Raw genomic sequence first — 21,435 nt, forward strand, 5'->3', positions numbered from 1 at the left:
AGGTCTACTTCCACCCCGGGAAGGGATAGATCAGCTTGCTTGTGGCCACCTCGAAGGGAAAGACGATCTCAGGTTTTCCATCCGGGTAGCCCTGGTACTGGATGATGATGCCGCTTCCCAGTTCGTTCTGATTCGTATCCCCGGGGAAGGGAGAGCCGAACTTCACCCCTCGCCAGGGCATGATGAGGTCCTTTGCCGGGATGTAGAGCTCGTTGAGGGCCTTTTGTATCTCTTTGGGATCGGTCGACTTGGCCGCATTGAGGGCATGGGCCCAGACCTGAACCCCGATGAAGTCGCGAGCCGAGCTTCCATCGAAATCAAAGCCACTGCGCTCCTTGTAGATCCGGTTGATCTTCTCGGCTTCCGGCTTCACCTTTCCGATTACGGCGGAGAAGACATCGCGGCTGACGATGCCGTTCACATCAGCCCCGAGGGTCTTCCAGAAATCGGGCTGGATGAATCCCGCATTCTGCCCCCAAATCAACCTGGGGGTCGCCTTCATCTCCTTGAGGGCCTTGATGAAAAGGATCGCATCCGAGACATAGGAGGCAAAGAGGAAGGTCGGTGCCTTGGAGGCCGTCAATTTCCTCGCCTCGCTGGTCAGGTCGGTCGCCTTGTGGGGGTATTTGAAGGCCTCGGCGATCTTCCAGCCCCTTTCTTTGGCAAACTTCTCGATCTCGGCCAGGGCGGCCGCTCCCCACTCCGTATTCTCCGCCGCCACGGCCAGGGGCTCGAGCTCGCTCTTCGGAACGGCCTTCACACCGGGGGCCTTCCCCGCGACCAGGCCGTCGAGGAAGTCGAAGAGATCCCTCGTAAACCAGGTTTCATGAGGGGTGACCCGCCAGAACCACTTGAACCCGCGCTTGCTCAAATCCGGAGAGGTGGAGTCGGGGTTGATGAAGGGGATGCCCGCACGCTCCGCCTCCACCGAAGCGGTCTTGGTCACCGCACTATTGTAGGCACCCATGAGACCCACGACCTTCTCGTCCTCGATCAATCGCTTGGCCTGCTCAGCGCCCCAGGCCGGATCACCGCGAGAGTCGGAGAAGATCAGCCTGATCTTGGCACCGCCCAAACCCGGGATGCCTTCCCACTCCGCAATGGGGATGCCGATACCAGGATACTTCTTGTTGACGATGTCCGCCGCCAGCTCCGCCCCATCTTTTAAACTCTTGCCGATGGGGGCCAGGGGTCCGGAGAGGGGAAGGATGACCCCGATCTTGACCTCCTTCTGGGCGAACGAGAGGTCAGGGGTGAGAAGGAATAGCGATAAGAGGATCGCCACCACCACTGTTCCGAACTTTTGGATGCTCATGAATTCTTCCCTCCTTTCTTGAGTGGGTTTTGCGTTTTAACCTTTGTTAGGATCGATGGTTCCCTCTTCTCCCATCCTCCAATTCTTCAAAAGCGGAATTATCATTACTGATGTGGGGTTAAAATGTCAATCCCAATTTTTTATTGCCTTCCTCGAAGTTTCGCTTTATGATTAAACCGATCCAATGAAAGTCGACCGCTTCCTGAGCCAGAAAGACCTGATCGAACTGACCCGACGGCTCATTCGAATCCCCACCGAGAACCCACCCGGAAACGAAGGGCAGGCCTTTGAGTTCTTAGCCCCCCTCATTTCGCAACTGGGGTTCCAGACCAAAATTTATCGTTCCCCAAAGGGAAGAGTCAATCTCATTGCCCGAAAGAGATGGGGAAAGGGAGGTCGGGTCCTCATTTTCAACGGCCATCTCGACGTGGTCCCGGCGGGGGATGCTTCCTTGTGGAAACATCGGCCCTTCGGAGGTGACCTCGTCCATGGCAAGATTTTCGGCCGCGGGGCCTCGGACATGAAGGGAGGGATCGCCTCCTTCCTTCATGCCATCGCCATGCTCCATCGATCCGATCTTCCCCTGAAGAAGGGATGTCTCGTGCTCCATCTCGTCTCCGACGAGGAATCGCACGGCCATCAGGGCATGGCGTTTCTCGCCAAGAAGTTGGCGATCAAGGCCGATGCGGCCATCGTGGGAGAGCCGACCGGCCTCGACCTCGTCATCGCCCAGAAGGGAGCCCTCTGGCTCAAGATCACCACCTTCGGAGAGTCGGCCCACGGTTCGAGACCCGATCGCGGGGTCAACGCCATCGAGAAGATGATGGGACTGGTCGAGCGGTTGAAGTCGATCCCGCTTCAAAAAGAACACCCTCTCCTCGGAAGACCGACGATCAACATCGGAACGATTCGGGGCGGAACGAAGGTCAACATGGTCCCGGATCGGTGCGAGATCGAGGTGGATCGGAGGTTGATTCCTGGGGAGGATAAGGAGGAGGTAATTCGGGAGATTCGATCGGCCCTATCCCCCCTTCGAAAAGACGATCCCCAGTTCTGCTATCGCATCGATGAGAGGGACTTTGCCGAACCCTCGGAGATCGGCCAGGAGGAGGAGATCGTCCGGATCGGCCTCGAGGCCGCGGGAGAGGTCTTAGGCCCCATCCCGCGAGTCAGGGGCTTTTCGGGGTTCACGGATGGCCGATTCTATGTGAACCGGTTTCGCATCCCCACCTTGATCTTCGGCCCCGGAGAGACAGAGGAGTCCCATACCACGGATGAATCCGTCCGGGTGGAGGCCCTGGTCCAGGCGGCCCGAATCTACGCCAGGATGATCCTGAAATTTTTTAAAGAAGATCCGAAAGGTCTGGCGAGGGGCCAGACATGACCTGACCGGAGAGGATTGTTTTTGGAAGCTTGGAAATGGAAGACCTAAGAGACCCCGATCTCCCCAAGATCTTAATGGAATTGAAGCCGTACCGGAAAAGAGAGGCGGTGCTCCATCCGGAGCAGGCCGCTCTGCTGGTGATCGATCTTCAGAATTACTTCAGACGGATTGCCCGGCCCATCCTCAAGAATGTGCTCAAGGTGATCGAGGCCTGCCGGAAGAAGGAGGTCCCGGTCATTTACACGCAGCACGGCCACACCGATCCCTCCTCCGACGGGGGAGTCCTGGGAGAGTGGTGGGGAGACCTGATCCTGGTCGGGACAGAGGACTGGAGGCTCCTCCCCGAGATCGTCGTCGGGGAGAAGGACGTGGTCTTGCCCAAAAAACGATACAGCGCCTTCTTCGAGACCGACCTCGATCAGAGGCTTCGGTCAAAAGGGATCAAGGAGGTGATCATCAGCGGGGTGATGACGAACCTCTGCTGTGAGACGACGGCCCGAGATGCCTTCATGAGGGATTATCACGTCTTTATCTTGATCGACGGCACGGCCACCCGGAAGGGGGACCTCCATCTGGCCACGCTGAAGAACCTGGGGTTTGGGTTTGCCTACCTCCTCACCTGCGAGGAGTTGATCAAGGCCCTCTCCTGAGCCTCATCTCCTGAGGATGTCCCTCAACACCTCCTCCAGAATGCTGAGGGCGATGTCTGCCTCCTCCTGGGTGATGATGAGGGGAGGGGCGAGGCGGATCGTGTTCTCACCACATCCGAGGATGAGAAGGCCTTTCTCGAAACAGGTCTGGATGACCTGGTTTCGCTCCTCGATTGCCTTCGCCTTGGTGGCCCTGTCTTTGACCAGTTCCACGCCGATCATCAACCCCTTGCCCCTGACCTCACCTATGATTTCGAAACGATCCTGAAGCCCTCGGAGCTGACTTAGGAGATAGGAACCGAGGCGTTCCGCATTGGCCACCAGGCCGTCCTCCAAGAGGGAGATCGTCGTCAAGGCGGCCTGACAGCTGATGGGATTTCCCCCGAAGGTGCTCGCATGGGAGCCGGGGACCCAATCCATCACCTCGGCTTGGGAGACCGTGGCCCCGAGGGGCATGCCGGAGGCGATGCCTTTGGCCAGGGCGATGATATCGGGCACCACATTCCAATGTTCGATCGCCATCATCTTTCCGGTCCTTCCCATGCCGGTCTGGACCTCATCGACGACGAAGAGGATCTCGAACTCCTTGGCCAGGGCATAGAGTTTCTGATGGAATTCGGGCGGAGGGACGATGTAGCCTCCTTCGCCCTGGATCGGCTCGACGAAGATGGCGGCCACCTCTTCCGGAGGGATCGACCGCTTAAAGAGATCTTCCCGGATCCACTCCACACAGGCCACCTCGCAGGCAGGATACTGAAGATGGTAAGGGCAGCGGTAGCAGTAGGCATAAGGGATATGGGTGATTCCCGGGACGAGGGGGGAGAACCCCCGTTCGTGGATGACCTTGCTCGCGGTGAGGGAGAGGGCGCCCATCGTCCGTCCGTGAAATGCGCCCAGGAAGGCCAGGACCCTGGGCCGTTTGGTGTGGTAACGGGCCAGCTTCAGGGCCGCCTCGATCGCCTCGGCTCCCGAGTTCCCGAAGAAGACCCTCTTCTCTTTCGGTCCCGGGGTGATCTCGGCCAGCTTCTGGGCCAGTGTGGATTGGGCCTCATAATAAAAGTCCGTCCCGGACATGTGGATGAACTGATCGGCCTGCCTTTTGATGGCCTCCACGACCCTCGGATGGCAGTGACCCGTGTTGCAGACGGCGATGCCCGAGGTGAAATCGAGGAACCGGTTGCCATCGACATCCTCCACCACCACTCCCGAGGCCCGTTTCACCACGAGCGGATAGACCCTTGTATAGGACTGGGAGATGTACTTCTGGTCTTTTTCGAGGACCTTTTTCGCTTCGGCGCCAGGAAGGGCTGTGACGATTTGGGGGACCTTCTTGTCCATGATCTCTTCCTCCTTCTTGTTACGATGAGGGTGGGGCACACCGAATCCACGACACCTTTCATCATAAACGATCTCAAGGCCATAGAAAAGTCCTTTTATGAGAAGAAGAGGAGATGGAGTCGATGAAAAGGGGGGAGCCTTTTTGTTATTAAGGCCTTTCTCAGCTGTTGGAAAGGAGGTAGGCTAAGTTGTCGAGGATGGTGCTGAAGAAGACATCCTTCACCACAAATCCCTCCGGCACGACGATCTGGGTCGGCGCGAAGTTGAGGATCCCCCTCACCCCTGCCTCCACCAGCATGTTGGCCACGGCCTGGGCCTCGGAAGGCGGGGTTGTGATGAGGGCAATTTCGATCTTCCTTTCCTTGGCCACATCTTTTAAGCGATTGATGTGGATGATCTCAACCGGTTTTCCCAGCTTCTCGGCGACCCTTCCAATGACCTTGGGGGGATCGATGTCAAAGGCGGCAACGATCTTGTAGTTCTGTTTGAGAAAGTCCTTATAGGAGAGCAGGGCCGAACCCAAATTTCCTATGCCGATAACGGCCATTCTCCACTCTTTGTCCGAGCCGAGGATCTTTTTGATGTCCTTGAGCAGATCTTTCACATAATAGCCAACCCCTCTTATGCCGAATTCGCCGAAATAGGCGAGGTCTTTTCTCACCTGGGCGGCATTGACCATGCACCGGTTGGCCAATTGAGCTGAAGAAACGACCCGTTCCCCAGCTTGCTCCAAGGCTTCAAGACAACGGGCATACCTCGATAATCTCCGGATCGTCGCTTCTGGGATCTTCTGATATTTCAATTATGTGAGTCCTTTCACAAATTTTTTGAAAAATTTAAACAATTCCTCCTCCTTTGTCAAGTTTTTCATCGGTTCGATAAAAAAGGCTGGCCCATCGTCTTGAAAGGGGGATCCAGCCTTTTAATTGCTTGAAAATAGAAAGGAATTTGCTATGGAGGGCCTATTTCCTCTTGGCCAGCTGCTTGAGCGCATCGTCGAGGCGGTTGCTGGCCACTTCCAATAACTCCCCCGCATACTCGGGGTGATGGATCCCGTTTCCCTGCTTAACCAGGTTGTAATTGAACTCTGCCTCGCCAAAGGGTTTTCGGAAGACGAAGGTGTGGCCTCCGCGGATCTCGATCTTCCGAATCTCTTCCCTCACCTTGTCTAACTTTGGAGTTACTTTCCTCACAAGGCCATCCAACTGTTTTTGCCACTGGTCGAGTTTGTCTCCATAACTTGGGTCATGGCATTCGATACACCGTTTTCGGATATCCTCCAGGCGATCTTTCTTCTTTTTGAGGACACCTTGATGGCATTCGGTACACTCCATCTCGTGATGCTTGCTCGCCGGTCTCTCTTTCAGCCCGATGCCTCCTCTCCCCTGGACAAGTCTTTTGACCGAGACATGACAGTCCTCGCATTTGACCTGTCTGCTCGGTTTTCCGTGATGGCAGTCTTTACAATTTTTCAGGAAGGTTTTGCCATGGTCCTCCCGGGAGGAATGGCAATCGGCACATTTCATCCCTCTTCTCTGGACGTGGGTCTGGTGAGAGAATTTGGTCTCATTGAAGGGCACCGTCCGCTTCTCCATTCCGATGTGGCAGAGGGAGGTGCAGGTCAGATCGAGCTTGGACTCCTTGGGACGATACCCCTTGTCGAGCACCGCCATCGCCTGCTCGCTCTTGTTGTTGGCCACGTTGAGGAGCTTGAAGGCATACTCGATGTTGTGAGCCCCTTTCCCGAGATGGACGAAGTTGTAATTGTGGAGGGCCTCGTTGAGGAGGTTCTGGGCCTTTTTATAATCCGAGGACCGGGAGAGGTCCTTCTCCACCTCGTGAAGGAGCCTCTGAACGCTGGAGATCCGCTGGATGGTCTCGGCCTTCGCCTTGGAAAGCAGGGTCTGCCATTGCCTGAGGGTTTCGTCGTAGCCCTCGCCATGGCAGGCCACGCACGCCTCTCCCAAGGCCCTTTCGACATATTTCGTCGTGTAGAGGGCGGCCCTCCTCTCTCCCTCCTTCCGGTGGCAAGCGACACAATCGACATTGGCGGTATACATTAAGCTGGGGGAGTCGGGGACCCCGATGCCGCCGGTCCCGCGATAGAAGTCCCGAGGGGCCAGATGCATCTCCTTGCTGTGGCACTTGTCACAGACGGTCGGGGAGTGGACCATCGTCAAGATCGGCCCGATCTCATGCCGGATGGGGGTGTGGCAGTCTGCGCACTCGATCTTGTGATCGGTGACATGCTTTTTATGGAGGAGCTGGGAGGTGTATTTGGTCGTGAGGATCTCGGGTTCGCTGTGGCACTGGACGCACTTCCCCTCCGGGACATGCCCATCGCCCTGGACGACGTTGACATGGCACCGTTCGCACTCCACTCCCCGGGCAATGTATTTTCGGTGGTTGAAGGTCCAGCCCTTGATATTGATGTCTCCCTTGGGTTCGACATGGCAGGAGACACAGCTTCCGACCGCGCAGGAGATGCAGTCCTCCTCTCCCTTCGAGCCCGCTCGATAGTAGTGGCAGATGAAACAGTTGGTCTCGTGGACCGTGAGATGGGCCCCCTGGACCAGCTGGGCATGGCAGGAGGTGCAGCGAAGCTTCATCCCTCGCCTCAACTCTCCGAGGTGTTTCCCGTGAGAAAAGGCCACATTCTTGTAGACCATATCCTTCTGGAGGTCTTCGATTTTATGGCATCCTTTCTGGAGGCAGCTGGCGTCGCTGATCTCGGCATGGGGTTTGGCGGGCCGCTTGCCGGAAAGGAAATAGGCCAAGGAGACCTGCCCATCGACCCATTTCCCTTTGAGATGGTTGAGGAACCCAGGTTCGTAGTGGCAGGCGGTACAGGCCACATGGCGGTGGCTGGAGGCCCTCCAGGATTCCATATAGACCTCCATCTGATGGCAGAGGCCACAGAAGGTCGGACTTTCCGAGAACCTGAGCAGGGCAAGGGAGAGGATGAGGAAGAGGAGGGTGCAAAGAAGGAGGGAGGTCTTGACCGCCCTTTTGTGCTCGAGGGTCCCTTGCTTGAAACCTAAGTAGACCTGGTTGATCCAGAACCCTTTGATCAAGCGGTATAGGTCTCTTAGGTTCTCGGGATTAAAAAATTCGTTGAATTTTTGGTAAAAGGCACGGTAGAGAGGCCCAAGGCTTATCTTTTTCATTCCATCCCTCCCACACCAAACTGGAAAAAATCCTACACGTTTTTTAAAAAATAATCAAGTAGAGGTTTGTCGCCCCCACTATCTTTCTTGTTGCTTTTTCCATCGGTTTTTTATATAAGAAGGGTCACACGACCTTTGCCCTCAGCGGGGTGCGAATCCAACTCGTCATGAACTCGAACCAGGAGGCCTTATGGCGGTGATGTCCAAGGTGATCATGGGATTGCTCATCCTCGTCGTCCTTCTCCTCTGCTTTCTTCTCTTCTGGATAGTGGTGCTAAGCGCCGCCCTCATCTTCTTCGGGAGAGAGAAACCCAAAACCCCCGACTTGTTAGCGGACCGAAGAGGGAGTCCCTGAATGGATCGGGGGTTCCGGGCCGATCTCGGCCGGTGGCTCTTTCCGGTCCTCTTCCTCCTCGTCTATGGGTTCACGAGCGGGGCTGGCCTGGCGCTTGCCCTTACGGCAGAAGATCCCATGGAGCGGAGGGAGGAGAAATTGAGGGTTTTTCGTGAGAAGAGAGACCGCTTCTTCAGGGAGGATCCGAACTCCCCCCTTTTAGAGAAGGATCGAAAGACGTTTAAAGGCCTCCCTTACTATCCGATCGATCTGAAATATGCCCTTCTCGGCCCGATCGAGAAGGGATCGACCGCTTCAAAACCCCTCTATATTCGTTTGCCCACCAATAAAGGGGGAGAGAAGCGGTATGTGAGATATGGCACGTTCAAATTCAAATGGGAAGGAAAGGAGCTGGTCCTCCATATATATCGGCCCCTCGGCGGGGAGGAGCTCTTTCTTCCTTTTAAGGATAGGACATCAGGAAAGGAGACGTATTCCGAAGGTCGGTATCTCTATATCGAACCGATGCCCGACGGAAGGGTGCTCATCGACTTCAATCGCGCCCACAATCCCTTCTGCGCCTATAATGAGAAGTACACCTGCCCTTTCGCCCCTGAAGAGAACTGGCTTCCGATCGAGATCAGGGCAGGAGAGAAGCGTTTTAAGTAAGTTCCTCTCCCTTTCCCCCTGATTACCTCAGAAACTCCCATCCGATCAAAAAGATACAGAAAAGCCCGATGGCCAGCATGGCGAATCCCATGACGTTCGAGAAGAGGTCCACCCAGGCGCTGGGGTATTTGGTCCGGTAGGTCTCCAGCCGGTTCTGGGCGACCAATCGCTGATACTGTTCGGGCCGCTCTTCGACCAGTTCGTACTTCGGAAGCCTTCCGGTGAAGATGACCGGATCGAAGGGGAACTTCGAGGGACGGAAATGGGTATTGAAGAAGTGGACCGTGAAGATGAAGCCGGAGGCCAGAAGGGCCTCGTCCGAGTGGACGATCTGGGCGATGTTGAGCACCCAGCCCGGCAGGAAGATGCAGAAGAATTCGGGGAACCAGAGCATCAGGCCCGAAAGGCCGATGGCGAACATCCCCCAGAAGACCGCAAGAAAGTCGAACTTCTCCCAATAGGTCCACCGGTCGAATTTTGGCTTGGGGCCTTTGTTGAAGAACCAGCGGATCATTCCGATGATATCCGTGACATCCTTCCAGCGCGGGAAAAGGGAATCCGGGCCGAAGAGTTTCTGCAGGGGGTTGGGATTTCCCGGCAATCTTTTGAAAAAGAGGAAGTAGACGATATAGCAGAGGGCAGCCCCGAAGTAGAGGAAGGTGATGGCGGCGGCGATCCGGTGGATCAAACCGGCCATCTCCGCCCCTCCCAAAAAGGCCATCAATCCTTTTGCCCACGGAGCATGGGAAAATTTTAAGGGGAGTCCTGTGAGGACGAGGGCGATGAAGGTGATCATCATGGTGAAGTGGAGGGAGATATCGAAGGTGCTGAAGCGACGATACATCAGGCCCGCCTCCTCCAACTTCACATGGTGGAGGGGGAAGAAGATCCCCTTGGCCCTCATCTCCCTCTTCTCCCAGAAATCCCTCCGCCACCAAAGGAAGGTATGGATCCAGAACATGGTGAAGACCGAGATCAGCAGGGTGGTCATGAGGACAAAGGTCCAGTAGAAGACGGGATATCGCTCGGGGTCGTCATGGGCGGCGTGGGCCACCCAGAGGGTGAAGTTCTTCGTGGTTCCAGGGTGGCATTTCCCGCAGGTTTCGGTCAGCCTTTCGTCCGAGATGAGCGATTTCGGGTCCTCGGCAGGGAGGATGCTGTGGAATCCGTGACAATCGGCACATCCCGCCACCAGGGTCGGATATCCCAGCTTCTCGACCTTCCCATGATAACTTTCGAAATAGGTCTGGGTGGCGATGGGAAGGACCTTGTTCCTTTCCATCATCTCTCGATTGTCGTGGCATTTGAGACAGACCTCTGTGTGAAACTCCTTTCGAAACTGAACCACCTTCGGCTCATCGCCTTTCAAAATGGGAACCTTATGCAATCCGTGACAATCGCTGCAATCCGGGGCATCGACGTTTCCGGCCAGGACGGCCTTCCCGTGGACGCTTTCCAGGTAGCCGTCGTCGCTATGGCAGGTGGTACATTTTTCGATCACCCTCTTCTTGTCCCCCTTCCAGGGGGTCATCTCGTGGATATCCTTGTGGCAGTCCTTGCACTGGATGTCGTTGATAAAATGGGCGCTCGCATAATGTTCGGCTCCCTCCTTCTTATGGCAACGGTGGCAGGTGACCGGTTCGGCGTGAATTCGGGCCCCCTTGGGCTTCGTGTGGGTTTTGATATCGGTGATATCCCAATGGCAGCTGTTGCAGGAATTGGCCCCGTGGACCGACTGGGCGAACTTCCTCTCGTTGATCTTGTTCCCGTGGCAACTGAGACATTCCGAATTGTCGATGCATTCATAACAATATTCCCTGCCCCTAATGATGAGCTTTTCTCCCTTTTGGGGAGATTCGGCAGGTTTGGCGACGGCGGGCGGTTTACGGGAGTCCACCTTCTTTTCCGGAGGGGCTGCCCACATTGTGCTGAAGGCCAGAAAGAGGGCAACCGAAAAGGCGATGATGAGAAGGGTGGCTGGCCTTTGGAGACGAGTCTTCATGCTTCCCCCATCCATGAGAAGTGGTCTTCATGAATTTGTCATTTTATGTTTTCTATTTATTTCGGGAATCATCAAGAGGAAAATTGTGACTTTTTTAACATAACGGGCGTTTGAAGTCAATTCGACCATGAGGGTTCCCATCGGTGGGGGCCCTTGACAAATTCTTTAAAGATATTATCTATTTGGTCGGAGGTGGCCCGCGATGCCAACCTATGCCTATCGGTCTTCGGCCCCGGATCGAGGATGCGCCTATTGTCATCAAGGTTTCGAGATCCTTCAGAGGATGACCGATCCGCCCATCACCCAGTGCCCCAGATGTCAACATCCCGTTTCGAGGGTCCTCTTCGCTCCCACGGTGGTGATCAAGGGGAGCCCGTTAAGCGAGGCCGACCGGAAGATCCGGGAGTACGAAAAGCAGGGGATGTGGAGCCACGCCGCCGAACTCGCCGACAAAGAAGCCGAGAAGACGAAGCGGGAGGATCTCAGAGTTCGGGCCCTGGAGGATTATAAGAAGGCGGGCTATGATTTCGATAAGTACGATACAGAGAAATATTAAAGGGAACCGGGCCTGGTTCGACCTCCTCTCCTGGCGCTTCCACCTCCGAATTCCCTCTCCCTTGGATGAATGATCACCCTGAGTCATATTGAGAAACAATTCGGGGGCCGATACCTCTTCAAAGATTGCTCGCTTCAGATAGGGGTAAGAGACCGAATCGGCCTGATCGGGCCCAACGGGTCAGGCAAGACGACCCTCTTCCGGATGATCCTCGGTCAAGAGCCGATCGACGGCGGCGAGATCCTCATCGCCAAGGGAGTCAGGATGGGATACCTCCCCCAGGAGGTGATCCCGTTCCGGGGGGAGACGGTCCTGGGAGAAGTCCTCAAAGGAGCCCGGGAGATCGCCTCCCTCCAGGACAAGTTGAGCCTCCTCGAGGAGGAGCTTTCTAAGGCCCAAGATCCGGTGGTTCAAGAGAAATTGGCCGAAGCCTATGGGAGCCTTCAGGGCTATTTTATGCAACTCGGAGGGTATGGGCTCGAAGCCAAAGCAAAGGAGATCCTCCATGGATTGGGATTCCAAGAAAGGGATCTTCAGCGATCGACCGATGAATTGAGCGGGGGCTGGTTGATGCGGGTGGCCCTTTCGAAGATCCTCCTCCAGGCCCCCGATCTTCTCCTGCTCGACGAGCCCACGAATTACCTCGACCTCCAATCGATGATCTGGCTGGAGGATTTCCTCCTCAACTTTCCGGGAGCGATGGTCATCGTCTCGCACGATCGCGTCTTCCTCAATCATCTCGTCGACCGGATCGCGGAGATCGAAGGGCAGAAGATCCACCTCTATCCTGGCAATTATGACCGTTACCTTGAGGAGAAGGAGCGTCGCAGACAAGTTCTCGAGGCGACCTTCAAAGCCCAGCAGAGGAAGATCGAGCAGACTCAACGGTTTATAGAACGGTTTCGGGCGAAGAACACCAAGGCGAGCCAGGTTCAGAGCCGGATCAAGTGGCTTGAAAAGATCGATCGGATCGAACTGCCCAAAGAGCGAAGAGAGATTCGATTCGAATTTCCCGCCCCGAAGAGATCCGGCCACAAAGTCATCGAGGTGAAAAACCTCCACAAACGATACGGAGAGACCGTGGTCTATGCAGGGATCGATCTCACCCTGTTTCGGGGCGACAAGGTCGCCCTGGTCGGGCCCAACGGGGCAGGCAAATCCACCCTGCTGAAAATCTTAGCGGGCGTTCTCGATTATGAAGAAGGCGAGGTCCTCCTCGGAAAGGACGTGACCCGAGCCTACTTTGCCCAACACCAGTTCGATCTGCTTCATCCCGAACATACCGTCTACGAAGAGCTCTCCTCCATGGCCACGGAGGAGAGCCAGACCCGGCTTCGAACCCTCCTCGGGACCTTCCTTTTCAGCGGAGAGGATATCGAGAAGAAGGTCTCCGTTTTAAGCGGTGGCGAGAAGAGCCGTCTCGTCCTGGCCAAGATGCTCCTCCAACCGGCCAACTTCCTCCTTCTGGATGAACCGACTAGCCACCTCGATATCGCCTCGAGAGATGTCCTGGAGAAGGCCCTGAAACAGTTTCAGGGGACGATCTGCCTCATCACCCACGACCGCCATCTCATCAACCAGATCGCCACCAAGGTGATCGAGATCGACCGGGGCGTTCCGAAGGTCTATCTGGGAAATTACGATGACTATCTCTATAAAAAGCAACGGTCGGGAGAGGCTGACCAAGAGATTAAGGTCGAGGTTGAGAAGAGAGGAGAATCTTTACAAAAAAAGACGTCGAAATCTCTGATTAAAGAAGAGCGGAGGAAGAGGGCACAGGAGATGGACCGATTCAGAAGAGAGCTCTCCGGCCTCGAAAAAAGATTTCAGGAGACCGAGAGGTCCCTTGACGAAGCCACCCGGAGGCTGGATCTTCTCAACGAGAGGCTCTCCGACCCTAAGCTCTATCTCGACCCGAATGAGACCCACGAGACGATCGAGGCCCACCGGAAGGTTCGGGAGGAGGTTCAGCAGCTCACCCAGCTTTGGGAGGCCCTTGCCCTGGAACTGGAGGAGATGAAGATGAGACCCCTTCGTGTTTGAGAAGGGGGGCTGGATTCGATCCTTTGGGTGGGGTAGAGTCATCTTTTTAGGATAACATGGGCATGGCCCTCGGGAGGTGTCGCGGTCCGGATGGATGAAGTCGTCTTAACCGGGTATGTTCCGGGAGCGATCGGGAGGCTGGTGGAACTCCACGGGACCTACTACCACCAGAACTGGGGATTCGGGCTCTTCTTTGAAGCCAAAGTGGCCTCGGAAATGGCTGAATTTCTCAGCCGGTTCGATCCCTCCAGAGATGGCTTTTGGGTCCTCTGTAACAAAGGCCGGGTGGAGGGTGGCATTGCGATCGATGGGATTCAAGCCAAGACGGCAGGAGCTCACCTCCGATGGTTTATCCTATCTTCTGAAGTCAGAGGGAAGGGTTTTGGAAAGAGGCTCCTAAAGGAGGCGGTCTCCTTCTGCAAACGGAAAGGCTACCCGAGGATTTACCTCAACACCTTCGAGGGGCTTCATCCCGCCCGCCACCTCTATGAGAAGTTCGGATTCAAACTGACCCATCAGGCCGAAGGGGCCCGATGGGGGACAAAGGTCCTCGAACAGAGATTCGAGCTTTCCCTCTGAATTCTCCCCGGATGACATCCTCTCTCGATGAAGTCTCAAAGGCGGATCAGGAGACCTTTCACGAAGCGGGGATCGATCTCTTCGCCGGCAGGGATCTTTCCAAATCCCTCCTGGAGGAGGTTGAGGGAGAAATCGAGGAAATCGGCCAGATGGGGTCCTTCTTGCGGATTGGGGTTGACCGACTGCAGGAAATGGACCAACCCATGTCGGACCTCCCCTTTGAGGATCCCCTCCCCCCCCGCGTCCCGTTCGAATAGATAGGCGAGCAGCTCTCCCAGGCGACCTCTCTCCACGGGTTCGAATTGGAAACGCGCTTGAAGGATTTGGTTGGCCAATGCGGTCAGGAGGATGGTCGAGAGGGTGATCTCCTCCCAACGTTCGGGGAGACAGCCGCTCAGATCCATCGTTTTCAAGGAGCGGGGCGTGATCGGTAGCGTTCCCTTGAAGAAGGAGAGGACGGCCTCGATCGATTCGAGAAATTGTTCCATCGCCGACAGATCCCGGAGATCCCTGAAGTCGTCATGAATCCCGTTTCGGTAGAAGCTTGGCCGCTTCCTCAGAAGCCCCTCCATCGTCTCGAAGTGGGGAGGATCGAGTAGGATTAGGCTTTCCCGATCGCCCTCCAACCACGAGCCATTCAGGATGGTCTGGGCTTTCCTTCTGAGCCGGAGGGTCAGGCTGACCCCGCACTGGAAGATCTTCAAGAGGGGGAGAGATCGAAGGACTTCGGTCGCCTTCCCTTCCTCCTCCTGGCTGAGGTATTGAAGGCCGAGGTTCAGATAGTGGTAGGCCTTTTTCACGGCCCGCTCCATTCCCGCGAGATTGGACAGGTCGATGGCCTCCGCCACGATGGCCTTGTTGCAGAGCGAGGTCAACTCCAGCTTCAGACGATCCAGCTCCTCGGGGTGGTCGATTCGGGAAAGGACCCTTGAGAAAAAGGGGCCTTCGTCCTGGAACGTGAGATAATAAAAGGAACCCTCTCTGCGAGAGGGCTCTATCGGTTTGGAAGGGGTCCTGACCTCTTTGGCAATCGATTCAGGAGAGACATATTGATAAATTTCCAAGGCCTCCTCGAAGTCTGGGAATCCGTAATCGTTCAGCCGGCCATTTCTCAGGCGGTAACCCGTTTCTTCGAGCTCCGATTCCAGCTCGTAAAGGAGGGCCTCCATCGCCCTTCGGTAGCCGTCAGGATCGATTCGGTGGAAGGCCCTTAAAAAGGGTTCCAGGACCTCCCGGGCCCCCACCCCTTTAAACTGGATGAAGTAGAATTGATCTAAGGTGAACGGAGGAAGGCGGTCCATCTGTTCGGTCAGTTCCCCTTCCCACAGGGCCACCCTCAGAAACTTCTTGAGGAGGAGGACGATAAATTCGAGATCGGTGGTCCGTAGGAATTGGGCCACCTTCTTTTCGCCCGACTCGAGAAGGATTTCGATCCAGTGGAGGACCTTCTCGGGGTCGAGTTGGTCCCTTTTCCAAAATTCAAGATCGAGCAGGTATTGGAACTGCTCCGGCGTGGTCAGGGCGATCAGGTCGAGACAATCCCTCTCGCCGACCTCCTTCACCGTAAAGAAGACCTCCTGCTCAGGCAGGGCCGTGACCAATTCTTCGGGATGTTCGGAGAGAAAGAGGGTTTGTAGCCGTTCTTTTCCCCGTTGGCGGAGGACCATTTCCAGTTGATCCCGGAAGGGGAGGGAGCGGAAGGCTTTTTGGGCCTCCTGGGGGTCTTCTGGCAGTCTTATAGCGGTGGTTTCGTCCATTGAAAGCCCTTCTTTTCTCAAAAAGAAGAGCGGGTTTTGAGACCCGCCCTTCTTCCAATATTCCCCGGGATCACCGGTTTAATACGCCGGTGGCATGGGGGGTCCTGCCTGCTCCTTCTTCGGTTTTTCGGCCACCACGGCCTCGGTGGTAATCAAGAGGGAGGCCACGCTGGCCGCGTTCTGGAGGGCCAGGCGGACCACCTTGGTGGGGTCGATGATGCCGGCTTCGATCATGTCGGTGTATTCCTCTTTATCCGCATCGAAGCCGTAATTCCCCTTCTCCTCTTTCACCTTCTCCGCCACCACCGATCCTTCCAGACCGGCGTTCTCGGCGATCTGGCGGATCGGTTCCTCCAAGGCCCTCACGACGATATCCACACCGGTCTGACGATCTCCCTCCAGTTTCACCTTTTTGAGGGTAGGGAGGCACCTCAGGTAGGCCACCCCGCCACCGGGCACGATCCCTTCCTCGACCGCCGCCCGGGTAGCGTTCAGGGCATCTTCCACCCTGGCCTTCTTCTCCTTCATCTCCGTCTCCGTGGCCGCACCCACCTTGATCACCGCGACGCCTCCCGCCAACTTGGCGAGTCGCTCCTGGAGTTTTTCACGATCGTAGTCCGAGGTGGTCTCTTCGATCTGGACGCGGATCTGTTTGATTCGGCCCTCGATGGCGGCGGCAGAGCCGGCCCCCTCGACGATGGTCGTGTTCTCTTTATCGATGACCACCTTCTTGGCCCGGCCGAGATCCTCGAGCTTCAATTTCTCGAGCTTGATCCCGACATCTTCCATGATGGCATGGCCACCGGTCAGGATGGCGATGTCCTCCAGCATCGCCTTTCTCCGATCGCCAAACCCAGGGGCCTTGACCGCTGCACATTTGAGGGTCCCCCTCAATTTGTTGACGACCAGGGTGGCCAGCGCCTCACCCTCCACATCCTCGGCGATGATGAGGAGGGGCCTTCCGCTTTTGGCCACCTGCTCCAGAATGGGGAGGAGATCCTTCATTCCAGAGATCTTCTTCTCGTGGATGAGGATGTAGGGGTCTTCCAACACCGCCTCCATCTTCTCAGGGTCGGTGACGAAGTAGGGGGAGATGTAGCCCCGGTCGAACTGCATCCCTTCCACGATTTCGAGAGTGGTCTCCATTCCCTTGGCTTCTTCAACCGTGATGACGCCCTCTTTTCCGACCTTGTTCATCGCCTCGGCGATGATATCCCCGATGGCCTTGTCATTGTTGGCGGAGATGGTCCCCACCTGGGCGATCTCTTTCTGATCCTTGACGGGTTTGGAAAGTTTCTTGAGCTCCTTCACCACCTCGCCCACGGCATAGTCAATCCCTCGCTTCACATCCATGGGGTTGGCGCCCGCGGCGACCACTTTATAGCCTTCGCGATAGATCGCCTGGGCCAGCAAGGTCGCCGTGGTGGTTCCGTCGCCCGCCGTGTCAGAGGTTTTGCTCGCCACCTCCTTCACCATCTTGGCGCCCATATTTTGAAAATGGTCGTCGAGCTCGATCTCCTTGGCGACGGTCACGCCGTCTTTCGTGACCACCGGAGAGCCGAAGGACTTTTCCAGGACGACATTGCGCCCTTTCGGGCCAAGCGTCACCTTCACCGCATTGGCTAAGATATTGACCCCTTCCAAGATCGCATTCCTCGCTTCCTGATCAAACTTCAGTTCTTTTGCCATGAGACTCCTCCTTTCTCATCTTACGCCAAAGTTCGCCACTGGATGGACCCTTACTTTTCGATGACGGCAAGGACCTCATCTTCCCGCATCATCAGATACTCTTCACCATCGATCTTCACCTCCGTGCCCGCATACTTGGCAAAGAGGATCCGATCTCCTTTCTTTACCTCCATCGGGATCTTCTTCCCATCCTTATCGATCCTGCCTTCCCCCACCGCGATCACTTCGCCTTCGATGGGTTTCTCCTTGGCAGTATCAGGGATGATGATCCCTCCCTTTGTCTTCTCCTCCTCAGCGAGTCGTTTGACGATGAGGCGGTCGTGAAGCGGCCTGATGTGCATAGACACAGTCCTCCCTTCTCTTAAATTTTCGCCGAAATAGATAATCATCGCCCCCCTGTTTGTCAACCCGGAGGTGGGCGAGCGGGGGAAAAGGGCGGATATTGAATCTATCTCTTCAATTTTGTTGATTTTTTTTAAAAAAAGGATTATGAGAAGTTATGGTCCTTAAAGAACCTTTCCTGGCCACGAGCATCGGTTCCTTCCCACACCTTGACGAGACAGAGGTCTTGCCCCTCATCCGAAAAGATTTCCCGCACATCCCCTTTTTGGCCCAGTTTCCAAGGCGGTCTTTTCTTGAGGGGATGGTGGCCCAGTACTCGGAGGGGTTTCCAGGCCTGAGGCTGGACCTTGAGGCAAGAAGGCTATGGGTCGATACCTCTTCGGGCTTCGAGACCGAGGTGGAGCGGTTCTATCAGGCGATTGAAAAAATGGATCTGGAATCCCTCCGGATTTCCAGGGAGTATGCTGCCGGTCTCCGCCTCCTTGAGATCCTTTCCGACCAGGAGGTTTCAAAGGGATTCAAATACGTCAAGGCCCAGGTCACCGGCCCCATCACCTTCGGCCTCTCTTTAACGGACCAGGAGAGGAGGCCCATCTTTTATGACCCTACCTTGAGGGAGGTCCTCATCCATCACCTCGCCTTCAAGGCTCGATGGCTTGAGAAAAGGCTCCGGGAACTCTTTCCCGGGATCCCGAGCATCATTTTCTTCGATGAACCGGCCCTGTCGGCCATCGGCTCCGCTTTTTCGGGCCTTCATGAAGGAGAGGTGATCCAATCCCTCAGCGAATGTTTCCGTGCGGTTCAGGGGTTGAAGGGAGTTCACTGCTGCGGCAACACGGACTGGCCCCTGCTCCTTACCGCCCCCCTCGACATCCTGAGCTTCGATGCGTATGGATATTTAGACAACCTTTCCCTCTATCCGAAGGAATTGGCGGCCTTCCTCGAACGGGGAGGGATCTTGGCTTGGGGTCTCATCCCCACCGGTGAGGAGATATTGAAGGAGGACGTCGACACCTTGGCCGAACGTCTTCGGAAGGGAGTGAAACGCCTAACACGAGAAGGGATCGACCCGGGGCTCCTCAACCAGGCGATCCTGACGCCGAGCTGCGGGATGGGATCGCTCTCCGTGCCCCTGGCCGAACGGGTCTGCCACCTCACCTCCGAAGTCTCGAGGCGACTTCGGGAAGAGGAGGGGCATTAAGGTTTCTTAAAAATCCGCCTTTGTGAGCGGGACGCCTCCGTGAGCGATGTTCTCCTTGGGGATTTCGTAGAGGACGATATGGACTTTGTCTCTCGAAATCTCGAGGGCTTCCGCCGTGGCCTCGGTCACCTTTTTGATTAATAACTCCTTCTTCTCGGACGTTCTACCCTGAATCAGGCTAATCTGGATAAGTGGCATCGTTGACTCCTTTCTCCACTTGGGGGGAGGTGGTCGAGGATTACGGTTTATACACTCTCCACCATGGATCTTTTCCGCCGCCAAATCTTTCTAAGATCTCAAGGGCGAATTGAATACCGTGGGATACAGGGTTCTCCATCATTCCAGGTGCGGTGAAGACATAGACAACGAGGTTCTTACTCGAGGGATCGATCCTGGTTTTGAAATCAGGCCCTTGAAAGAGGGAGCAGACGATCTCTCTCTCGTCGCGAAGGACGATCTCGCTTTCCTTGCAGGGGAGCGTCTTCCCTGAAAGGGCCAGAAAGGTTTCCCCTCCCTTTGCGAGATCGAGCCTCCATGACCCTTCGAACCGGTCCAGGTCCTGGATGGCCATCAGAATTCCATGGTTCATCTCTGCCATGATATGCGTGTCGATGTACAGGTTGTGACTGGGAAACCCCATCTCTAAAGTCCGTTTCAGATGACCCGGAAGGGGGCAGGGATATCCCCATTCTTTAAAAAATTGATCATAAAGGTTGATCCTTTTTTCGACTTCGGCGAGATGGACCCGCCTTCTCATCTTTCTGAGGACCTCCCTTTTGTAGAGTTTGAAGGCTTCGCTCCTCTCAAAATAGACGCAATCCCGGATCGTCCCGATTCCAAAAGGGAGGTCGGGGAATCGAAGACGATAGGCATCTATGATCTCGAAGAGAACTTCGAGCGGCATCTTAACCCCTCTTTCAGACCTTACGCTGTGGTTAGGTTATTACGGGACATAAGTCCTTCTCTTTTGGCCATCTCAACGATTGGAAGCATCCGGTCATGGATCCCTTCGGTTTTGAGCCTCACCCTCTCCGGATTATCCCTCCTTTGCTTGTCAAGGGTCTGAATCACGCTCCGGCCGGGATGACCTGAGATGGGGCTCAGGCTTTAAGCCCGATGAGCAGTCCGGGCGCCGTCAGGTTCAGGGCCTCCCAACTTTATGGGCCATCGAACAGTCTCCCCCTTCCCCCCTCTTCCGTTCGGGGGGAGGTTCGTCGTCTGAAGATACGGGAAGAGTTGGGGGAGCTCTGTATACCCTACCCATTTTTGACCTCCATGTCAATTGATGAAGCCTTCTTGATGTACCTTCCTCTTTGAGATAAGTTAATCCCCATGATGCGCCTCTACCTCTTTCTTCCTGTAGGGATCGTGGCCATCTCTACGGCCTCCATTTTTATCAAACTCTGCGAAGCGCCAGCCCTGGTCATCGCGGCCTACCGGTTGGCCCTCGCCTCGCTGCTTCTCCTCCCCTGGGCGGCCTATAGGAAGGTCTGGCGGAACTGGACAGGAGTTGAATGGAGGTGGTTGATCCTCTCCGGGGTCTTTCTCGCCCTTCACTTCGCCTTCTGGATCGCCTCTTTGAAATTCACCTCGGTCGCCAGCTCCGTGGTCTTGGTCTCGACCAATCCGCTTTTCGTCGGCCTCGGTGCCTCGATGTTCTTTAAAGAGCCTCTTCGGCCGACGTTGATCTTAGGAATCCTCCTCTCGGTCGCCGGAAGCGGTCTGATCAGCTTCGGAGATGTGGCCCTTTCGAAGGAGGCATTGATGGGGGATGGGTTGGCCCTTCTCGGGGCCGTCGCCGCTTCCGGATATCTACTGGTAGGGAGAAAGATGAGAAAGGGGCAAGACCTTCTCTCCTATATCTTTCCGGTCTATTCGACAGGGGCGATCCTATTGACCCTCATCTCCCTTGCTTTCCAGAAACCGTTTTTCGGTTATCCACCTGTGACCTATCTCTTCCTTTTCCTTCTTGCCGTTGTCCCCCAGCTGATCGGCCATACCACCTTCAACTGGGCCTTGAAGTATCTGCCGGCCTCGATGGTGGCGATCGCGATTTTAGGGGAACCTGTGGGGTCAACGATTTTGGCTTTTTTCATCCTTGGAGAAACCTTGACATTCTTGAAGGTCATTGGAGGCCTCCTGATCTTAACGGGCATCCTGACCGCTTTAAGGCAACCCAAGGCGATCCCTCCAGAAGATTGAGCGATTTGGGGATGCGGTTGTCGAGGACTAAAAGGTCATCAATCTCCATCTAGGACAGGTATCTCTCCTCCCGATGAAAGATGTTCTTCGACAGAAGATTCTTCCATACCCACACCCCGTCTTTGCTCGGGAAACAGGTGGGTTTCATCTGAGGAAGAAGATGCTTAGGGATCCATATATTAACTCAAACCAAGGCCCTTTCTCGGA

At 55.6% G+C, this 21,435-nt stretch carries 19 protein-coding genes; 9 read left to right on the forward strand and 10 right to left on the reverse strand.

Annotated features, from left to right (window positions below):
* Positions 1-4: 4 nt before the first annotated feature.
* A complete protein-coding gene (locus N3G78_08020) occupies positions 5-1,315 on the reverse strand; it encodes an ABC transporter substrate-binding protein (GenBank protein ID MCX8117859.1) in 1,311 nt (436 codons plus the stop codon).
* 184 nt (positions 1,316-1,499) lie between these two features.
* Between N3G78_08020 and N3G78_08025 the strand changes: the two genes are divergently transcribed.
* Positions 1,500-2,699 (forward strand): M20 family metallopeptidase, encoded by a 1,200-nt coding sequence (locus tag N3G78_08025; GenBank protein ID MCX8117860.1) that lies wholly within the window; start codon positions 1,500-1,502, stop codon positions 2,697-2,699.
* Between the two features lie 74 nt (positions 2,700-2,773).
* Positions 2,774-3,349 (forward strand): isochorismatase family protein, encoded by a 576-nt coding sequence (locus N3G78_08030; GenBank protein MCX8117861.1) that lies wholly within the window; start codon positions 2,774-2,776, stop codon positions 3,347-3,349.
* Between the two features lie 3 nt (positions 3,350-3,352).
* Here the strand turns inward: N3G78_08030 and N3G78_08035 are convergent, their stop codons facing one another.
* The 3 genes from N3G78_08035 to N3G78_08045 form a co-directional block, all read right to left on the reverse strand.
* A complete protein-coding gene (locus N3G78_08035) occupies positions 3,353-4,687 on the reverse strand; it encodes an acetyl ornithine aminotransferase family protein (protein ID MCX8117862.1) in 1,335 nt (444 codons plus the stop codon).
* 160 nt (positions 4,688-4,847) lie between these two features.
* Positions 4,848-5,489 carry a redox-sensing transcriptional repressor Rex gene (locus N3G78_08040; GenBank protein ID MCX8117863.1) on the reverse strand — a complete coding sequence of 214 codons (642 nt, stop codon included), beginning with the start codon at positions 5,487-5,489 and terminating at the stop codon, positions 4,848-4,850.
* Between the two features lie 160 nt (positions 5,490-5,649).
* Positions 5,650-7,854 (reverse strand): cytochrome c3 family protein, encoded by a 2,205-nt coding sequence (locus tag N3G78_08045; GenBank protein MCX8117864.1) that lies wholly within the window; start codon positions 7,852-7,854, stop codon positions 5,650-5,652.
* A gap of 190 nt (positions 7,855-8,044) precedes the next feature.
* On the opposite strand from N3G78_08045, the gene N3G78_08050 reads away from it, so the two are divergent.
* Both N3G78_08050 and N3G78_08055 read left to right on the forward strand, forming a co-directional pair.
* Complete coding sequence (locus tag N3G78_08050) at positions 8,045-8,209, forward strand: hypothetical protein (protein ID MCX8117865.1); 165 nt, start codon at positions 8,045-8,047, stop codon at positions 8,207-8,209.
* Positions 8,210-8,857, forward strand: coding sequence for a DUF1684 domain-containing protein (locus N3G78_08055; protein ID MCX8117866.1), 648 nt, complete (start codon positions 8,210-8,212; stop codon positions 8,855-8,857).
* 22 nt (positions 8,858-8,879) lie between these two features.
* Here N3G78_08055 and N3G78_08060 read toward each other — a convergent pair whose 3' ends face one another.
* Positions 8,880-10,859 carry a cytochrome c3 family protein gene (locus tag N3G78_08060; protein ID MCX8117867.1) on the reverse strand — a complete coding sequence of 660 codons (1,980 nt, stop codon included), beginning with the start codon at positions 10,857-10,859 and terminating at the stop codon, positions 8,880-8,882.
* Between the two features lie 202 nt (positions 10,860-11,061).
* Here N3G78_08060 and N3G78_08065 point away from each other — a divergent pair, with 202 nt between their 5' ends.
* From N3G78_08065 to N3G78_08075, 3 genes are all read left to right on the forward strand, one after another.
* Complete coding sequence (locus N3G78_08065; GenBank protein ID MCX8117868.1) at positions 11,062-11,415, forward strand: zinc ribbon domain-containing protein; 354 nt, start codon at positions 11,062-11,064, stop codon at positions 11,413-11,415.
* A gap of 69 nt (positions 11,416-11,484) precedes the next feature.
* Positions 11,485-13,458, forward strand: coding sequence for an ATP-binding cassette domain-containing protein (locus N3G78_08070; GenBank protein ID MCX8117869.1), 1,974 nt, complete (start codon positions 11,485-11,487; stop codon positions 13,456-13,458).
* A gap of 90 nt (positions 13,459-13,548) precedes the next feature.
* A complete protein-coding gene (locus tag N3G78_08075) occupies positions 13,549-14,037 on the forward strand; it encodes a GNAT family N-acetyltransferase (GenBank protein ID MCX8117870.1) in 489 nt (162 codons plus the stop codon).
* 35 nt (positions 14,038-14,072) lie between these two features.
* Here the strand turns inward: N3G78_08075 and N3G78_08080 are convergent, their stop codons facing one another.
* From N3G78_08080 to groES, 3 genes are all read right to left on the reverse strand, one after another.
* The gene (locus N3G78_08080; GenBank protein ID MCX8117871.1) at positions 14,073-15,794 is read right to left on the reverse strand and encodes a DUF6178 family protein; all 1,722 of its coding nucleotides are present in this window, start codon (positions 15,792-15,794) and stop codon (positions 14,073-14,075) included.
* Positions 15,795-15,872: 78 nt separating this feature from the next.
* Positions 15,873-17,483 (reverse strand): chaperonin GroEL, encoded by a 1,611-nt coding sequence (groL, locus tag N3G78_08085; protein MCX8117872.1) that lies wholly within the window; start codon positions 17,481-17,483, stop codon positions 15,873-15,875.
* A gap of 50 nt (positions 17,484-17,533) precedes the next feature.
* A complete protein-coding gene (groES, locus tag N3G78_08090) occupies positions 17,534-17,824 on the reverse strand; it encodes a co-chaperone GroES (GenBank protein MCX8117873.1) in 291 nt (96 codons plus the stop codon).
* Between the two features lie 158 nt (positions 17,825-17,982).
* Here groES and N3G78_08095 point away from each other — a divergent pair, with 158 nt between their 5' ends.
* Positions 17,983-19,026, forward strand: coding sequence for a methionine synthase (locus N3G78_08095; protein MCX8117874.1), 1,044 nt, complete (start codon positions 17,983-17,985; stop codon positions 19,024-19,026).
* Positions 19,027-19,032: 6 nt separating this feature from the next.
* Here N3G78_08095 and N3G78_08100 read toward each other — a convergent pair whose 3' ends face one another.
* Together N3G78_08100 and N3G78_08105 are read right to left on the reverse strand one after the other, a co-directional pair.
* Complete coding sequence (locus N3G78_08100; GenBank protein MCX8117875.1) at positions 19,033-19,308, reverse strand: 4-oxalocrotonate tautomerase family protein; 276 nt, start codon at positions 19,306-19,308, stop codon at positions 19,033-19,035.
* Complete coding sequence (locus tag N3G78_08105; GenBank protein ID MCX8117876.1) at positions 19,265-19,930, reverse strand: phenylalanine--tRNA ligase beta subunit-related protein; 666 nt, start codon at positions 19,928-19,930, stop codon at positions 19,265-19,267. Before N3G78_08105 ends, N3G78_08100 begins: the two co-directional genes overlap by 44 nt.
* A 431-nt stretch (positions 19,931-20,361) precedes the next feature.
* On the opposite strand from N3G78_08105, the gene N3G78_08110 reads away from it, so the two are divergent.
* On the forward strand, positions 20,362-21,228 hold the full coding sequence (locus tag N3G78_08110) for a DMT family transporter (GenBank protein ID MCX8117877.1): 867 nt from the start codon (positions 20,362-20,364) through the stop codon (positions 21,226-21,228).
* The last annotated feature ends 207 nt before the right edge of the window (positions 21,229-21,435 follow it).

Source organism: Thermodesulfobacteriota bacterium, assembly GCA_026415035.1.
Taxonomy (GTDB): Bacteria; Desulfobacterota; BSN033; order BSN033; family UBA1163; genus RBG-16-49-23.

Excerpts from the sequence above, each read along its gene's own strand:
- N3G78_08020 (MCX8117859.1), bottom strand. The coding sequence starts at position 1,315 with ATGAGCATCCAAAAGTTCGGAACAGTGGTGGTGGCGATCCTCTTATCG.
- N3G78_08025 (MCX8117860.1), top strand. The coding sequence starts at position 1,500 with ATGAAAGTCGACCGCTTCCTGAGCCAGAAAGACCTGATCGAACTGACC.
- N3G78_08030 (MCX8117861.1), top strand. The coding sequence starts at position 2,774 with ATGGAATTGAAGCCGTACCGGAAAAGAGAGGCGGTGCTCCATCCGGAG.
- N3G78_08035 (MCX8117862.1), bottom strand. The coding sequence starts at position 4,687 with ATGGACAAGAAGGTCCCCCAAATCGTCACAGCCCTTCCTGGCGCCGAA.
- N3G78_08045 (MCX8117864.1), bottom strand. The coding sequence starts at position 7,854 with ATGAAAAAGATAAGCCTTGGGCCTCTCTACCGTGCCTTTTACCAAAAA.
- N3G78_08050 (MCX8117865.1), top strand. The coding sequence starts at position 8,045 with ATGGCGGTGATGTCCAAGGTGATCATGGGATTGCTCATCCTCGTCGTC.
- N3G78_08055 (MCX8117866.1), top strand. The coding sequence starts at position 8,210 with ATGGATCGGGGGTTCCGGGCCGATCTCGGCCGGTGGCTCTTTCCGGTC.
- N3G78_08060 (MCX8117867.1), bottom strand. The coding sequence starts at position 10,859 with ATGAAGACTCGTCTCCAAAGGCCAGCCACCCTTCTCATCATCGCCTTT.
- N3G78_08065 (MCX8117868.1), top strand. The coding sequence starts at position 11,062 with ATGCCAACCTATGCCTATCGGTCTTCGGCCCCGGATCGAGGATGCGCC.
- N3G78_08070 (MCX8117869.1), top strand. The coding sequence starts at position 11,485 with ATGATCACCCTGAGTCATATTGAGAAACAATTCGGGGGCCGATACCTC.
- N3G78_08075 (MCX8117870.1), top strand. The coding sequence starts at position 13,549 with ATGGATGAAGTCGTCTTAACCGGGTATGTTCCGGGAGCGATCGGGAGG.
- N3G78_08080 (MCX8117871.1), bottom strand. The coding sequence starts at position 15,794 with ATGGACGAAACCACCGCTATAAGACTGCCAGAAGACCCCCAGGAGGCC.
- groL (MCX8117872.1), bottom strand. The coding sequence starts at position 17,483 with ATGGCAAAAGAACTGAAGTTTGATCAGGAAGCGAGGAATGCGATCTTG.
- groES (MCX8117873.1), bottom strand. The coding sequence starts at position 17,824 with ATGCACATCAGGCCGCTTCACGACCGCCTCATCGTCAAACGACTCGCT.
- N3G78_08095 (MCX8117874.1), top strand. The coding sequence starts at position 17,983 with ATGGTCCTTAAAGAACCTTTCCTGGCCACGAGCATCGGTTCCTTCCCA.
- N3G78_08105 (MCX8117876.1), bottom strand. The coding sequence starts at position 19,930 with ATGCCGCTCGAAGTTCTCTTCGAGATCATAGATGCCTATCGTCTTCGA.
- N3G78_08110 (MCX8117877.1), top strand. The coding sequence starts at position 20,362 with ATGCGCCTCTACCTCTTTCTTCCTGTAGGGATCGTGGCCATCTCTACG.